Annotated in this window: 15 protein-coding genes and 1 pseudogene; 7 read left to right on the top strand and 9 right to left on the bottom strand. The window is 66.4% G+C overall.

From position 1 onward, the window contains the following. Positions 1 to 49: 49 nt before the first annotated feature. The 4 genes and pseudogenes from OG257_RS01540 to OG257_RS01525 form a co-directional block, all read right to left on the bottom strand. Positions 50 to 559: pseudogene (locus tag OG257_RS01540) on the bottom strand (AAA family ATPase); the annotation flags it as partial. Positions 560 to 650: 91 nt separating this feature from the next. Then, the gene (locus OG257_RS01535; RefSeq protein WP_329204193.1) at positions 651 to 1,139 is read right to left on the bottom strand and encodes a hypothetical protein; all 489 of its coding nucleotides are present in this window, start codon (positions 1,137 to 1,139) and stop codon (positions 651 to 653) included. Between the two features lie 118 nt (positions 1,140 to 1,257). Continuing rightward, positions 1,258 to 1,884, bottom strand: coding sequence for an SMI1/KNR4 family protein (locus OG257_RS01530; protein ID WP_329204192.1), 627 nt, complete (start codon positions 1,882 to 1,884; stop codon positions 1,258 to 1,260). A 153-nt stretch (positions 1,885 to 2,037) separates the two neighbouring features. Further along, positions 2,038 to 2,733 (bottom strand): helix-turn-helix domain-containing protein, encoded by a 696-nt coding sequence (locus tag OG257_RS01525; RefSeq protein WP_329204191.1) that lies wholly within the window; start codon positions 2,731 to 2,733, stop codon positions 2,038 to 2,040. 181 nt (positions 2,734 to 2,914) lie between these two features. On the opposite strand from OG257_RS01525, the gene OG257_RS01520 reads away from it, so the two are divergent. Beyond that, a complete protein-coding gene (locus OG257_RS01520; RefSeq protein WP_329204190.1) occupies positions 2,915 to 3,742 on the top strand; it encodes a class I SAM-dependent methyltransferase in 828 nt (275 codons plus the stop codon). Positions 3,743 to 4,143: 401 nt separating this feature from the next. Further along, complete coding sequence (locus OG257_RS01515; protein ID WP_329204189.1) at positions 4,144 to 5,109, top strand: pentapeptide repeat-containing protein; 966 nt, start codon at positions 4,144 to 4,146, stop codon at positions 5,107 to 5,109. Between the two features lie 107 nt (positions 5,110 to 5,216). On the opposite strand, the gene OG257_RS01510 is transcribed toward OG257_RS01515, so the two are convergent. Together OG257_RS01510 and OG257_RS01505 are read right to left on the bottom strand one after the other, a co-directional pair. After that, positions 5,217 to 5,936 (bottom strand): hypothetical protein, encoded by a 720-nt coding sequence (locus OG257_RS01510; RefSeq protein WP_329204188.1) that lies wholly within the window; start codon positions 5,934 to 5,936, stop codon positions 5,217 to 5,219. 782 nt (positions 5,937 to 6,718) lie between these two features. Then, complete coding sequence (locus tag OG257_RS01505; protein WP_329204187.1) at positions 6,719 to 7,111, bottom strand: VOC family protein; 393 nt, start codon at positions 7,109 to 7,111, stop codon at positions 6,719 to 6,721. 504 nt (positions 7,112 to 7,615) lie between these two features. On the opposite strand from OG257_RS01505, the gene OG257_RS01500 reads away from it, so the two are divergent. Beyond that, positions 7,616 to 7,909 (top strand): hypothetical protein, encoded by a 294-nt coding sequence (locus tag OG257_RS01500; protein ID WP_329204186.1) that lies wholly within the window; start codon positions 7,616 to 7,618, stop codon positions 7,907 to 7,909. Between the two features lie 252 nt (positions 7,910 to 8,161). Here the strand turns inward: OG257_RS01500 and OG257_RS01495 are convergent, their stop codons facing one another. After that, positions 8,162 to 8,710: a tellurite resistance TerB family protein gene (locus OG257_RS01495; RefSeq protein ID WP_329204185.1), complete on the bottom strand. Its 549-nt coding sequence runs from the start codon at positions 8,708 to 8,710 to the stop codon at positions 8,162 to 8,164. 428 nt (positions 8,711 to 9,138) lie between these two features. Here OG257_RS01495 and OG257_RS01490 point away from each other — a divergent pair, with 428 nt between their 5' ends. Further along, positions 9,139 to 9,663, top strand: coding sequence for a hypothetical protein (locus OG257_RS01490; protein WP_329204184.1), 525 nt, complete (start codon positions 9,139 to 9,141; stop codon positions 9,661 to 9,663). Positions 9,664 to 9,765: 102 nt separating this feature from the next. On the opposite strand, the gene OG257_RS01485 is transcribed toward OG257_RS01490, so the two are convergent. Next, a complete protein-coding gene (locus tag OG257_RS01485) occupies positions 9,766 to 11,229 on the bottom strand; it encodes a flavin-containing monooxygenase (protein WP_329204183.1) in 1,464 nt (487 codons plus the stop codon). 228 nt (positions 11,230 to 11,457) lie between these two features. On the opposite strand from OG257_RS01485, the gene OG257_RS01480 reads away from it, so the two are divergent. The 3 genes from OG257_RS01480 to OG257_RS01470 all read left to right on the top strand — a co-directional run bounded on the left by OG257_RS01480 (position 11,458) and on the right by OG257_RS01470 (position 13,264). Continuing rightward, the gene (locus tag OG257_RS01480; protein WP_329204182.1) at positions 11,458 to 12,285 is read left to right on the top strand and encodes a class I SAM-dependent methyltransferase; all 828 of its coding nucleotides are present in this window, start codon (positions 11,458 to 11,460) and stop codon (positions 12,283 to 12,285) included. 345 nt (positions 12,286 to 12,630) lie between these two features. Continuing rightward, on the top strand, positions 12,631 to 12,789 hold the full coding sequence (locus OG257_RS01475; protein WP_329204181.1) for a hypothetical protein: 159 nt from the start codon (positions 12,631 to 12,633) through the stop codon (positions 12,787 to 12,789). Then, on the top strand, positions 12,752 to 13,264 hold the full coding sequence (locus OG257_RS01470; protein ID WP_329204180.1) for a hypothetical protein: 513 nt from the start codon (positions 12,752 to 12,754) through the stop codon (positions 13,262 to 13,264). The genes OG257_RS01475 and OG257_RS01470 overlap by 38 nt, the downstream gene beginning before the upstream one ends. Before the next feature lie 46 nt (positions 13,265 to 13,310). Here OG257_RS01470 and OG257_RS01465 read toward each other — a convergent pair whose 3' ends face one another. Then, positions 13,311 to 13,958 carry a TetR family transcriptional regulator gene (locus OG257_RS01465; RefSeq protein WP_329204179.1) on the bottom strand — a complete coding sequence of 216 codons (648 nt, stop codon included), beginning with the start codon at positions 13,956 to 13,958 and terminating at the stop codon, positions 13,311 to 13,313. Positions 13,959 to 14,018: the final 60 nt, after the last annotated feature.

Raw genomic sequence — 14,018 nt, 5'->3', positions numbered from 1 at the left:
CTCACTGAACTGCTGCTCCGGAGCTACTGAGCTTGCAGCCGTGGTGTCATTACGAATTCTCGGGAAAGGAGAGCCGCTTCAGGGGCGGATCGAACAGTTCGAGCTCGGCCGGAGTCGGGGCTTCGAACTGAGCCAGGCACTCACTGAGCAGCTCGGTGGTCAGCACGACCGAGCCGGGTTCCTGGTTCCGGAGAGCGATGCGCCGCTCCAGTTCCGCTATCGGCACGTCGAGGTAACGCAGTTCGACCTCGGCCCCGAGCGCACGGGCGCGGAGCCGCTTCTCATCGCGTTCCGGACGTTCCCAGAACCCATTCTCCAAGATCACAACGACTCCGGAGGCCAGCAAATCCTGGGCGTGCTGCCACAGGCGCCGTTCGATGCGGTCCCGAGCCTCACTGTCGAAGAGGTCGAGACCGAGTTCGGTGAGCCACTCGTCCGGGCACAGGCGCACGGCGGACAGCTCGCGCTCCAGCCGCCTGGCCTCTGTGGTCTTCCCGGCGCCGGGAAGACCACAGAGGAGTACGAGTCTTGGTCGACGGTCGTCCATGACCACCTCTGTCTCATCGAGAACGCGTGGAGATCACGCACTGGAGATCCATTGTGGACAGCACGCCCTGGAAGGCCTGGGTGGCCGATCCCTCAGGTCGCAGTCAGACGGAACCTATTGCGACGGCGCTGCCCTGGAACCGCTTCTCCGCGTCCATCGCGTGTGCCTGACAGGCCAGAAACGGCTTGTTGCTCACGCCCGTGACCTCGTGGCTCACAGGCTCGAAGCACGTGGCGCCGAGCTTGTCATGACCCCACTTCAGTGAGCAGCCCGCGACCGTGCACCAGGAACGGTCGCCGCTCACACGGAGGGTGTTCCCGTGGTCGGGGCAGACACCCCAGGGAACTCCGCACAGGCTTTCGGTTCCAGGGATGACGTAGACGCGGACGAAGCTGCCTGAAATCCTCTCCAGCGCCTCCCATGCCCGACGGATGTCTCCCGCCGCGTCCTCCAACTGGTAGGCGACATCCTGCGTCTCCGGAGCGGACCACAGCCGCGAATAGGTGTCTTGCACCAGTCCCTGCACTGTGTGCAGTTCGCGCATCACCTCGTGGAGTTCGGCGGCGGTCGGTGCCTGCTGCTGGTCGGTCATGGGGCTAGGTCCTCCTGGGTGTGCCGTGTCCACCGAGTATCCCAACGGCCGCTGACAACCGGGTCCTGCCTCTGTCCGGCTGCCGACGCAGTTCTCGCCGGGTGCCTGCCCGCAGCGTTCACCACCCGACCAGATCCATGGACCTTCGGGCCAGCCAGTCCGTGAACGACACGGGCTGACCGCCCAGGTTCAGAGGCAGGATCTGATCGCAGGTGGCCCTGCCGTCGAACCACAGTGAGCCGCGGAGCGGACCGGAGACCACGAGCAGGGTCGAGAAGCCGCAGCCGTTGTCCTGGATGAATACAGCGCCGGACGTCTTGCGTTCCTCGAACACCTCGTATTCGGCATCCCACTGCTCCCATGCCGCCCGGTAGGCGTTGTGGTCCGGGAAGTTCTCCGTCAGCGGCTCGCGCGCGTCCAGCTCGTCCTCGTAAGCACGGTAGGAGTCGGGATGTGGGAAGGCGGTGGTCAGCAGGTCGTAGTTGGTGTGCGAGTCCCCGTGCCAGCCCCAGCCTGCCGCGGATCGGCCCAGGCGGTTCACCGTGCCGCCGGCGTTCTGCCGGAGCAAGTACGCGCGGTACTGATCCGGGAAGCCGATACCCAGCTCCGCTTCCGCTTCGCAGATCTCCGCTTCGGACAGCGGCGCCGCCGGGCAGGCACTCTGCCCTGACGGGGGAGAGCTGAGCTCGTCCAAGCGCCGCCCCCGGGCAGTGCGTCGTGCCTCCGCAGTCCAGTCGGTCGTCATACGGGTGAGGTTAGACCGAGCGACCCGTTGGACGAGCAGGCTCGTGCTGCTGTGCTGCTTTGTAGCACCGAGCGTTCTGCGGCATCTCGGCTCAGCACCCGGAGAGTTGGACGTCAACAACGCACCGCCGACCGAGCGGTGCACGGCCCGACGTCACCCCTGGGGCAGCCCGTAAGCAGGCCGCGGCACGGAGGCGAAGGGCGGCAGGGTGAACCAGTCAGGAACCGCTCGTCGCAGCGTCTCCGGGCCCTGTACTGCCACAGCCCCGGAGCGCAGAGCAGCGGTCCATTCCAGATCGCCGCGCCAGATCTCGACCATGTGACGCAGGCTCGCGGAGACAGTGACCGTCACATCGAAGCCCGGATCCACATCGCAGACGTCGGCTTCGGCAGCGGTGATCACCAGCCACCAGTGGCAGGCGTTCGCGGCCACGTCCGAGAACACGAACCGGACCACGGTGCGCCCGGCCGGGACGACATCGTGGTCGATACGCCGGTGCATGTCCCACATCAGCAGCTTGGGGTCGAGATCCGCGTCGCCGAGCTCGCCGATCCACCGGATGCCCCAGACACTGAGGGCCTCGACCACCGGCCGGAGCTCGTGACCCGCCGGGGTCAGGACGTAGCGCACCTGATGGCCCTCGGACCGTCTTTCCGCGATTCCGGCGCGCACGAGCTGCTGCAGCCGCTTGGACAGCAGCGTGGGCGACATCCGCGGCACACCCCGCCGCAGCTCGTTGAAGTGCTCGGTCCCCGTCACCAGTTCGCGCACGATGAGGAGCGTCCAACGTTCGTCGAGCAACTCCATCGCTTTTGCGACCGGGCAGAACTGGTAGTACGAAGACCCCATGGATACAGGCTAGGACCCTGGTGAGGGCTCGGCCACCGGCCAGGGACGAAGATACGGACACCGGCTGAGCGGGCTCCGGTACAGATCCCGTACTGGAACAGGCACCCGAACCTTCCTAGCCTTGTTTCTACGGGGGTGGTGACGATCCCGGCAGGGCCACGGAATCCGGAGGCGAGCTGTCATGACCGAAGCAATCGACGCAGTCGAGGCCGATCGCGCACTCAAGACGAAACACCGCAAGATGTGGGCACTGGGCGACTACACGGCCGTGGCCACCCAGCTCATCCCGGACCTCGGACCCGATCTGGTCCAGGCATGCGGTATCCGCAGCGGTCAGCGCGTCCTGGACATCGCGGCCGGGTCGGGCAACGCCGCGATTCCCGCAGCCCTGGCAGGGGCGGGCGTCGTGGCCTGCGACCTCACGCCCGAGCTCCTCGATGCCGGGCGCAAGCTCGCTGCCGAGCGGGGCGCGGAGGTGGAGTGGCGTGAGGCCGACGCGGAAGCTCTCCCGTTCACCGACGGAGAGTTCGACACCGTCATGTCGTGCGTCGGGATCATGTTCGCCCCGCATCACCAGGTCAGCGCCGATGAGCTGATCCGTGTCTGCCGCCCGGGCGGGACGATCGGCCTGCTCAACTGGACTCCGGAGGGATTCATCGGACAGATGTTCGCCACCATGAAGCCGTTCGCCCCCGCGCCTCCGCCCGGTGCGCAGCCCCCGCCGCTGTGGGGCCGGGAGGAACACGTCCGTGGCCTTCTCGGCGACCGGGTGACCGACGTCGAGGCGCACCGGCGGACTGTACGGATCGGCCGTTTCGGGAAGCCGGCGGACTTCCGCGAGTACTTCAAGGCCAATTACGGCCCGACCATTGCCACCTATCGGAACGTCGCCGACGACTCCGGCCGTGTCGCCGCGCTGGACGCTGCTCTCGACGGCCTCGCCGAGAGGGCGGGCGAAGGCGGCATGGAGTGGGAGTACCTGGTGGTCACGGCCCGCAGGCGCGACTGAGGGACGGCGTGAGCCCGGAAACGCTCGAGACGGATGGCGGAGGCACGCGCCACTTTCGCCTTCGACTGCCGGTGCATTCGTGTCTCGCCGTTCAGTGGTGCTCGACTCCAGGACTGGGAGCGGGCCACGACAAGAGCATCCCGCTCCCGTGACGGACCGGGCCGGTGGTTCCGCACTGCTTCGCGGTTCCGTCCGCACGTTCCGGCTTGTGCGCGCCCGTTCGTGTGCCGCGGCGGTGTGGCTTCATAGCTGCTTCGACTCCATGGCGTGCCATGGGGAGGGTGACGAAAGATCTTGGCGTCGGAAAGCTCCGCCGGATTGCACACCGGCGTGCCGCGCAGCGACGCCGTCGGCAAGCAAGGCGCAAATTCCGAGAAAGCAGTCCCAAGGCTCGCAGCCCCATGGACTGGTTCGGCTTGGTGGTGGTCAGCTTGCCGGGACTGGCTGCACTGGCCGCGCTGCTGTTCACCTGGATGCAGGTTGGGCAGGCCAGCAAGGAACTGCGCATCAGTGAGCAGGGACAGATCACCAACCGGTTCAACGCGGCCGTCACCAACCTGGGATCCGATTCCGTGGATGTGCGCCTGGGGGGAATCTACGGTCTGGAACGCATCATGCAGGACTCCGTCCGCGACCACCCCACGGTCGTCTCGGTCCTGACGGCGTACGTACGGCAGCACGCCCCCATTTCAGGGGCCGATGCCAAAATACGGCAGACCACTTCGCCAGAGGTTCCCCCAACGGATATCGAAGCGGTGATGAACGTCTTGGCCAAACGGCCGCTCGGTGCCGCCGAAGTATTCGGGCTCGACGTGAGTCGTACCGATCTGAGGGGGCTGAGGTCCGGGCAGGGTGGCAGTAAATTCGCTTCGATGGATTTTCGGGAGTCGGACCTGACCGGCGCAAATCTGAATGGAGCCAACCTTGACGTCGCGGACCTGACCAACGCCATCCTCCGCACCTCAATTCTGACCGATGCGCGTTTATCGGGCGCTTCCCTGACCGGCGCGGACCTGACCAACGCAAATCTGAACGAGGCGTGGTTGAACAGCGCCGAAATGGCTGACGCGCGCCTCACAGGCGTGAAGCTGAACGGAGCCTTCCTCACCAGCGCAATCCTTACCGGGGCGAGCCTGAACGGTGCGGAACTGGTTGGCGGGCACCTGACCTTCGCGACGCTGAAGGGGGCTGACCTGACAGGAGCGGACCTGAGGGAGGCTGACCTGACCGGCGCGAACCTGACTCGCGCGAACCTGAGCAAGGCCGACCTGACCGGTGCGGACCTCACCGGCGCGGACGTGACCGGCGCGCGCTTCTCGGGTGCGAAGCTGAAGGGAGTTCGTGGGCTGCCGCCATCGCAGCGTTGAGTCCACGGTCGACCGCATGAGGGATTCCTGTCCGACGGCGAACTTGACGCCGAAGACCGTTCCCCTCGAAGCCGGATCAGTGGCAGTCGGCTTCAGGCGTCGCTCTGTCAATCACCGGGTACGTGGTCCACACACGAAGAGAACGGGTTTCGTTGCACGCAGGCGAACAGTGCATGCCACTCTGTTTCTTCCTGACTGGCACCCGCAGCCACCGTCGCAGCGCACGATGAACCCGACAGGCCCCAGAGGGATCCGTCTGACCAACCGACCTGACGCGTTCGGTTCTCGACGGTCTCGGCACATGCTGCCGACGGCTTGTAGCGCTTGATCTCCTTCATCAATTCCAGATACTCGGAACTCTTGAGAGCCTCGATCTGCTGCTTCACCTTCCTGAGTGCGTCCTTCTTCTCTTCTGGTGAGGCATTCGGATCTTGGGAAGTCTGAAATGCCTTAAAGGTTTCCTCGATCTTCTTCTGAATCTTCTTTCGATCCTTCGGATCCTCCGGCGCCGATTCCGGGGAGTGGAATTCTCTCAGCCCTGCACTGTTCTCCCCCACGTCCTTCAAGGTCCACTTGGGCCCCTGCGGCGCATGCGACTGTGGCGGCGGCGGGTCCAGGGTTGCGATCACCGCGCCATTCATCGCCTTCACGATCCCTATGTACGCGGCTCGGTCCTCCGGCGTGACATCCGGATCCTGGATCGCTTTCAGCGTTGAGGTAAGCCCTCCCGTGATATTCATGTAAGTGGCCCGATCCTCCGGCGTCGCTTTCGGATCATCGATGAGGGCCATCATTTTGGTCAGGACCTCCTTCACCTCCTGCTTCACCTCCTTCGGCGCTTGGGCTATCCGTGCCTCCACCTCCGCCTCGAGCTCCCCGGGCTCTTTCGGTTGCGGCGACGTGTCCGGGGACGGCGAGTCCGACGGCGCTGACGTATCGGGAGACGCCGACGTGTCAGCAGATGGTGGAGTGTCGGCAGACGGGGGAGTAGCCGGCTGCTGTGTGTCCCCGGGCGGGGGCGTCTCCGGCGCCTGCGGGTTCGGCGTCGGGGGTTGGGTCGAGGTTGCGGTTGTGGCACCGGCTACGCCGTCAGGCGCTGCCGCGGATGCGAAAACACCCGGCAGGACAAAGGTGACAGCCAAGCAGGACGCGCCGACGATGCGGGAGATTTGTCGCCGGGAGGTTTTGGCCATGACGGCTCCAGATGCTCTCGGGACGTGCTCTTCTACCTCGGATGTGCGTATGTCGGCCCGAGGTCACCGGAGGAATCACAGCTCAACGGGCGCATGCAGGTCATAACCACTTTTGGCTCCCGTGCCGCATTTCGCAACTCGGGTGCATTCGCACCCCGCAGAGAGCGATCGATCAATAATTGTTCAAATCTGAACCCTTTTGAGTTTCTCTTCCGTCGAGCGGTGAGCTCCTTCCAGCCTCAGCTGGAGGTGTGGGGTGCACGGTCAGGACCGACTGGACAGAAGCGGATGCCAGGCGACCGCGCAGAGCCGCAAGCGGGCTGCCGTGGAAAGGGCGAGTCTCGCCACCAACTGAGCGCTCACCAGACGTTGTCGCCCTTCACCACACGCCAGCGTGAGGCCCGAAAGCTTCGTGCCTAGGTGCCCGGCCGATAGCGCATCGGGTGGTCCTTGGGCACTTCGACGATGAAGATTTTTACGCCGTCCGGATCGGCGGCCCACATCTCGATCAGTCCCCAGGGCTCTCTTTCGGGAGGCCGTAGCATCTCGACACCCTGCCGGACGAGCTGCTCGTAAGTCTCCTGCGCGTTTCCGACCTGTAGCCACAGTTCCAGCCCTGGGGACGGTGGGGTGTCGCAGCGGCCCGAGACCTCGAGGAAGCCACCGCCGAGAAAGTAGACGGTGCCGCGCTCGGGGCCGGTGCCGAACTCCCTGTACACCTCCAGGCCCAGCTTCGTGCCGTAGAAGTCCCGTGATCGCTCGGGATCGGTGGGCCGAAGGAGGGTCCTGCTGCTCAGCACATGCACCATGTGAGATCTCGCCCTGTCCGGAGATGGTCGATTCCAAAGGAAGCCTGGGAGACGGGTTGACGCCAGGTCAGCCTCGCACAGCGACGCTCTCGTAGGGTCCGCTCCGGGGGCTGATCCGGGTGACAGCGCCAACGGCACGTGACGCGGAGCCCTCCCGATCGTGAGCCGGCACGGCCGGCGCCGGGAACGACGATGCGATGCCCGGCAGGCGTGGCCCGGCTCCGTACCCGCCGATGCTGCCACAGCCGTCAGGGGGTTCTTGTCCCTGGACTTGCGCGCTGGCTGTGAGGTGCCCTCGTCTCGACGCGGACGGCTCCCGCGCCCGACGATGGCGGCCCGTTCAGCGGGACTCGGCAGCGACCGTTCACCACGTCTGGCTTGTACGCGACTTGTCGGCATCTGGGAGGCGTTGCGATATTCACCAGTCGTTGGATTGTCGATACTTTGCGTGATGACAGTGGGTCGTTGCAGAGGCGGCTCGTGGCATCGAAAGGAATGACGCGCATGAAGCGACGCATGGCTACAACCCTGGGAGCGCTCGCGACCGCAGCAGCACTGGCCCTCACGGTCCCGAGTTCCGCATACGCGGCCGAAGGTGTGCTGATCATCAATGGTGGCGAGTACAAGGACCCGTCAGGCTGCTACTCGATCTCCTGGTACCCGTCGTCGGTGACCAACCACACCGATGCCATCGCCGAGGTGCACTCCGGGCCCAAGTGCACGGGGTTGGTGGAGGAGCTGGTCTATCCGGGCAAGACCTACCACTCCGAAACTGCCGGGAGCGTCTTCATCCTCTGACGTCTCGATCGGCCACCCGCCGGCTATGGCCTCGCAGTGCTTGCGCCCACCACCTGGCGGCGGGTGGTCCGGGCGCAATGCACCCGCTCGCGCCGCGAGCAAGGCCTGAGCAGGGCGGGGACCGAGGTGATGCCCGGGTCCGCTCCGGTGTGCCCCGGCACGCCCGCCACAACCGTGCTGACCGAGCCGTCCGACGCTCAACTCACCGATACACCCGGTGCCAGAACCAAGCCGGCGGTCGCGAGGAGTACCTCAGAGCTGGAACTCGGCGGGAGACAGTCCCAGCGCTGTGCAGGCCTCCCGGATGATCATGTGCTCGGCATGGGAGAAATCTCCGTCAGCCCCGGCGACAACGATGCCGGTCTGGATCACCGCCCTCGCTTCGGTCGGCTTCTTCGCGGTCTTGGCGATGTCCTGCATCGCCTCGGCCTTGCCCTGCTGGAAGTTGTGGGTCAGCTGGTCCACATGCTTGTTGAAGCGCTGGCGCAGCTGCTCCGGAGGGAAGTTCTGCAGCACCTCGTTGCTGAGGATCATCGACTCGAGGTGCTGTCGCTCGGCCGGGTCCACACGTCCGTCCGCAGCTGCGACGAGTGCACACATGGCCATGCTCGCGTCCCGGTACGCGCCACTCTTCAGCTCGGTCTTGAGGGAGCCGAGCTGCGTCTTCAGCGCACTCACCAACTGGGCGCGTGGACCACCGCCGGACCCTGCCCCGCGGCTCGGTCCGTGGGCTGCCCCGCGGCTGCCCTGGGCCTGCTGGAGAGTCTTGGCCTGGTCCTTGAGCCGGTCCCACATGGCCATGGACGTCACCTCGGTATTCCCTGAGTCATCGGTCGCGAATCTGCTCGCGCGTTCACCGGACCAACGGCTACCTCAAGGCAAAGGTTCCGCAAAATGCGCTGCCGTCTCATGGCCTTAGCCCGGATTGGGCTCGGCCGCTCGTGGGGTGCAGGCCACCCAGACCGCAGGAGGCCCGGCAGCAGGCCCAGCACCAACCGCCCGGCCCGGCGCCGTGGTTCGACCCGGGCCTCCTGCCGAGCTTGCGCTCCGGAACGACGGCACGCTCGTCTCCTACACGCAGTCGGACCAATCACTGGCCACTGTCGTGAGGCTCTTCGCGGAGTACGGGGACACCAGCATGTACTCGTGTGGGCCCTCGCGAAATTCCCAGTCGCTGATCTCACGTAATTCTCCTGGCCCTGGCCTCACGCGAGGTTAAGTTGGCCGGCATGAACGTGCGGGGGCGGAAGTATCGGTACGTGGGGCCCGCTGCGCTGAGGGCTCTGGTCCGGCCAGGGGGCGAGGGCCGGTGCATTCGCTCGGCATCGGACTTCGACGACTGGGCTTCGGCACTGACACGCGAGGAACTGGCCGAACCCTTCACCTTCGTCGTCGATGCCACAGGTGTACTGCGAGTCGCCCCGCGTCGGAGCGAGCACGTGGTGTGTGCCGGTGGGGGAACGGTTCTTGGTGCAGGGGAGATGAGTGTCGGCGACGAGTCCGGACGATGGGTGGTCGCCGAGGTCAGTAACCAGTCGACCGGATACTGCCCGGACACCAGCTCGTGGCCGGCCGTCGCGGATGCTCTGGACTCAGCCGGAATCGGGCACCCGCCCGGGTTCACCCACGAGGTGGTCTTCCGGCGCTGTCTCGCCTGTGGCCAACTCAACATCGTGCGGGAGGAGGACTTCGTCTGCGTCTTCTGCGAGGAGGATCTGCCTCGGAAGTGGAACGTGGACGGGCCCGGACGTTAGCCGATCGGGGATGTGACGGGGTCGTCGTCGGAGCTGCTGCGGGCAGTCAAGGCCTTGCGCTTTCCCTGCCCAGACCGTTCCGAAGGGGCTGGCAACGTCGGTCTACTTCGCCGGGCTCGAGCCGTTCAGGCCCGCGTACCGGTGCGCCACTCCGCCGGGAAGCAGGTATTCGGCCAGCAGGTTGCCGGCGCGGCGCGATGGCAACTCCATGTCGTGCAGGAGTTCATCCGCACAGTGGATGTCGTAGGGGCCGAAATCGTAGCCCCCGGAGCCCGGCAGTACCTGCTCCTGCCAGGCCAGGCGAGCCTCGGTGTCCTCCCGCATCTCGTGCTCGCCCGGGGTGGTGCGCAACGTCTCCCGGAAATAACTGGTCAGCCAGTGCGCGGTGAGTTCCACGCCCATGATGTTGTTGAAGACCTGCCGGAAGCCGACGAACCCCAGCCGGTCGACACTGGGTGGCACGATTCCTCGGTAGAGCCGCAGCCGCCCGTCGGCATCGTGCACACGCACGCTCGGGTCCAGGAACGGGAATGCTTTGTGGTGCCCCGTCGCGAACACGATGACATCCGCGGCCACTTCCTGGCCGGTCGCCAGGCGGAGCCCCTTGTCCGTATACGCCTCGACGGCGCTGACCTTGGAGGCGATCAGGCCGCGCCGAACGGCCCGTACGTAGCCGCGTGGCATCACTCCCGCGTGGGCCAGATGGAAGGGGAGCGCGTGAGTGGGCCGCAGCTGTCTCGGCAGCCGGTACTGCCCGTTGGAAAGCAGCATGTCGCGGGTGATCAGCCACCACAGAGCCCGCTTGACCCGCTCGTCGATGCGGTCGATCGCCGGGACGCAGGCCGGGTCGTGGTAGCGGGGCAGGAGCGCCTCACCGAGCCGGGTGAACAGGATCCACTTGTAGCCGACCAGACCGAGAAGAAGCCGCTCGGGGATCATCCAGTTCACCTTGCGCTGCACGATCGTGGCCGAGGCCGCCTCGGGTGCTGCGCGGGTGACCAGGTCCAATGCGGACTTGCCGCCGCCCACGACGACCACGCGCCTGCCGGCGAATGTCCCGGCCCGTACCTCGTTGGAGTGCAGCACGGTCCCACCGAACAGCTCACGCCCGGGCAGCTCGGGCAGTTGGGGATGGTGATGAGCTCCACTGGCGACAACGACATAGTCGAATGTCTCGCGATGAGGCTCCGCCGTGTCGTCCTCGGCGGACCGGGAGTCGACCGACCAGCCGGAAGCACCCACGCGCCCGGGCCCCTCCACCGGCCGGATGGAGATCACCTCGGTCCCGGGCCGGACGCAGTCCAGTACACCGAAGGTCGAGGCGTAGTTCTCCAGGTAGCGTTGCGTGTCCACCGCACTGGCGAAGTGCAGGCGGTTGGGCAGGTCCGCGAACTCGAAGAGGCGGAGCGCGGACTGGTTGGCCAGCCCGTCGTAGCAGCCCCCCGATGACCAGATTCCGCCCACCTGCTGGTACTTGTCGAAGACGGTGACGTCGAAGCCGTTCTCCAGAAGCACCTTGGCGGTGACGATTCCTCCGGGGCCGGCCCCCACCACACACGCTCTCATCCGCTGTCACTCCCCATGGGCGATCGCCGTGTCCAGCTCGCTCATCATCCCGGCTGCGGACCTCCGTGCCCAGGGCGCCCTCGGATGACTGAGGCATCAGATGCGGCTGTTGGGCGTGTCGCCCTCCCGCCCGGCTCGAACGACCGAAAAGACCGGTACGGCTGCTGTCGAGGAGCTGCCGATAATCCAGTGGCGTCCCCGTCGACGAGCCTCATAGCTTGTGCGTTCGTGACTGGTGATCCGAAGATGCGCCCGAACCGACACGACCTCGGCCGAGTGTTCAACGAGGTGCCGGAGCTCTACGATCGAGTCCGGCCGGGATACCCCGACGAGTTGTTCGCGGACCTTGGCGCCATCACCGGTATGGACGGACGGTCGTCGGTGCTGGAGGTGGGCTGCGGTACTGGCCAGGCGACGCGCTCGCTGGCAGCGCTCGGATGCTCAGTGACCGCCGTCGAGCCGGGCGCCGACATGGCCGCACTCGCCCGCCAGCGGATCGCCTCCTTCCGCAACGTCGGAGTCGAGACGTCGATGTTTGAGGAGTGGGACGACCGCGGTCGACGCTTCGATGTTCTCGTGGCTGCGTCATCGTGGCACTGGGTCGACCCGTCGATCGGCTGGCAGCAAGCGCACGACGTGCTCCGTCCCGCAGGCTGGGTGGCGCTACTCGGCAACGTCGTTGTCCGCCGACCGGGGGAGCCGGAGGTGTACGCCGAGACCGCCGACATCCACGAGCGGTTCTGCCCCGGGGACCCCGGCTGGAGTCATCCTCCCCTGGAGGACGACGTGCGCACCACCGACGAGGGCTGGGGCCTGGTAGAAGGTCCCGGCGGATTGTTCGGCCCAACGGTCGTGCGCTGGTACCCGACCGTTCAGTGGTTCGACGGGGACGGCTTCGCCGATCACCTTCGCTCGTTGTCGCTGTACCGGAGGCTCGACCGCGACGTCCGTGAGCCCTTGCTCGACGCGATCGCCGAGCGCATCCGCACGCGGATGGGCGACCGAGCATCACGCCGTTACCTGAGCGTCCTCCGTGTCGGACAGCGCGCCGAGTGAGCAACGTGCAGTTCATGCAGGCTTCGGTATCCACGTGCCGGTCCGCCGCCCCAAGGGCAAGTCCGAACAAGCCCTCCACGCCGCAACCCGCACCACGAACACCCTGATCAGGGGGTTTGCTGAGGTCAGGAATTCTCCGCCGGTGAAGGATTGCATGAGCGGGGCAGCAGGCAGTCGCTGCCCTTCGCGGCATACCCGCGGGTGGCAATTCCCGAGCCGCTCGTTCGCCGCAGGCGGTGGCGGTCCGAAACCGACAGGTCCAGGTGCCCAGCCCATCAACGCACGTACCGAGCGGCAGGAGGGGCCTCGATCCGCGTTGTCGGACGTCTGGGGCAGGATGGCTCCATGGCACCGCAGATCTTGTCCCTGTCGGAGTCCTGGCGCCTGATCGACGCCTGGCTTGTGACGCACGTGGCCTCCGATTTCGCGCTCCTCAATCCACCGGCGACACCGGACGAGATTCGACATGCGGAACGGATCCTCGGTTGCCCGACTGCCCAGTGATCTCGCCGAGTCTCTGCAATGCCACAACGGCGTGAGTGCGTGGACGACCATCCTGCCGGAGCAGTCCCCGCTCGCAGTGAGCGGCATCGTGGACCATTGGCAGACCTGCATGGACGTCGCTGCGGAGAATGACGGCCTGACCCCCCGTGCCTGGGAAGTCGATCCTTGGTGGCACCCGCTCTGGGTTCCCTGGGCTGAGAGTGCGGATGGCGCGGCACAGGTCATCGACCAGCGTCCTGGCCCTGACACGGGGCGTCTCGGCTGGGCAGGCCACAGTGGTGGTGGCGATTTCACCGATTCCTGGCCCGATCTGGCGAGCCTTCTCCACGCGGTCGCGCAAGCGCTTCATGAAGGTGGAGATGTGCGTGGACTGCACCCATACCTCACCACGCAAGGTGGGTTGTGGTGGGACGAAGAGGGCTGCGGCGAGCTGCATGGTCACCCGCTGAGGACCGCCCCGATCGGGCTGCCCTGACCGCCAGTCATTGCAGACCGTGTCGAGCGGACGCAGGTGCAGGCCGTCAGTAGGGGAGGCCCTCCGACGCTGCGCGCAGGGCGGCGAGGAGGCATGTGGCGATTTCGCTGCCGGATGCCCCGGGCTCCTCCGCGTACTGGCGGGCGAAGTCCTCCGAAGCGGCTCGGAGCGCGCCGTTGAAGGTTGCCGCGTGCACTCGGATCCGGAGGTCGTCGGCGCTGACACCGGACCGGTCGGCGAGGAGCTGGCCGAGGACGGGCAGGGCGTCGTCGTGGGCCTGTAGCCAGACGGCGCGCAGGGCCGGGTCGGTGGACGTCATGCGGATCAGGTCGAGGATGACGGGGGCCACGTCGGGCAGTTCGCCGCTGCGCAGGGAGCGCGTGACGAAGTCCAGCAGGCCCATGTCCGCCGGCCACTGACGCAGTTGTTCGATGGCGAACTCGAGCCCTGCGGAGAGGAGCGGCAGTACGCAACTCTCCTTGGTGGGGAAGTGGCGCCACAGGGTGCGGGAGGAGATTCCCACGGCCCGGGCGATCTGTTCGCCCGTCGTACGAGTGACGCCGTGTGAGGCGAACAGGCGGACGGCCTCGGCGGCGATCTCGACGCGGAGAGCGGCCTTGCGTCGTTCGGCGAGCGACGGCCTGACATCTGCCCGAATCGTCTGCTCACGTACCGCTGATGGCGCTTCGTGCACCCTCGCACCCCCGGCTTTCGTCCCAGCACCGCAGCATAGCGAGCCCTTCGAAAGTGACGC

The sequence above is a fragment of the Streptomyces sp. NBC_00683 genome, assembly GCF_036226745.1.
In the GTDB taxonomy this organism is placed as follows: Bacteria; Actinomycetota; Actinomycetes; order Streptomycetales; family Streptomycetaceae; genus Streptomyces.
The sequence above is the reverse complement of the archived record's forward strand: the minus strand, read 5'-3'. Positions and strand labels throughout refer to the sequence as shown.

Coding starts and splice junctions, on each gene's coding strand:
- OG257_RS01535 (WP_329204193.1), bottom strand. CDS start 1,139: ATGACCGACCAGCAGCAGGCACCGACCGCCGCCGAACTCCACGAGGTG.
- OG257_RS01530 (WP_329204192.1), bottom strand. CDS start 1,884: ATGACGACCGACTGGACTGCGGAGGCACGACGCACTGCCCGGGGGCGG.
- OG257_RS01525 (WP_329204191.1), bottom strand. CDS start 2,733: ATGGGGTCTTCGTACTACCAGTTCTGCCCGGTCGCAAAAGCGATGGAG.
- OG257_RS01520 (WP_329204190.1), top strand. CDS start 2,915: ATGACCGAAGCAATCGACGCAGTCGAGGCCGATCGCGCACTCAAGACG.
- OG257_RS01515 (WP_329204189.1), top strand. CDS start 4,144: ATGGACTGGTTCGGCTTGGTGGTGGTCAGCTTGCCGGGACTGGCTGCA.
- OG257_RS01505 (WP_329204187.1), bottom strand. CDS start 7,111: ATGGTGCATGTGCTGAGCAGCAGGACCCTCCTTCGGCCCACCGATCCC.
- OG257_RS01500 (WP_329204186.1), top strand. CDS start 7,616: ATGAAGCGACGCATGGCTACAACCCTGGGAGCGCTCGCGACCGCAGCA.
- OG257_RS01495 (WP_329204185.1), bottom strand. CDS start 8,710: ATGGCCATGTGGGACCGGCTCAAGGACCAGGCCAAGACTCTCCAGCAG.
- OG257_RS01490 (WP_329204184.1), top strand. CDS start 9,139: ATGAACGTGCGGGGGCGGAAGTATCGGTACGTGGGGCCCGCTGCGCTG.
- OG257_RS01485 (WP_329204183.1), bottom strand. CDS start 11,229: ATGAGAGCGTGTGTGGTGGGGGCCGGCCCCGGAGGAATCGTCACCGCC.
- OG257_RS01475 (WP_329204181.1), top strand. CDS start 12,631: ATGGCACCGCAGATCTTGTCCCTGTCGGAGTCCTGGCGCCTGATCGAC.
- OG257_RS01470 (WP_329204180.1), top strand. CDS start 12,752: ATGCGGAACGGATCCTCGGTTGCCCGACTGCCCAGTGATCTCGCCGAG.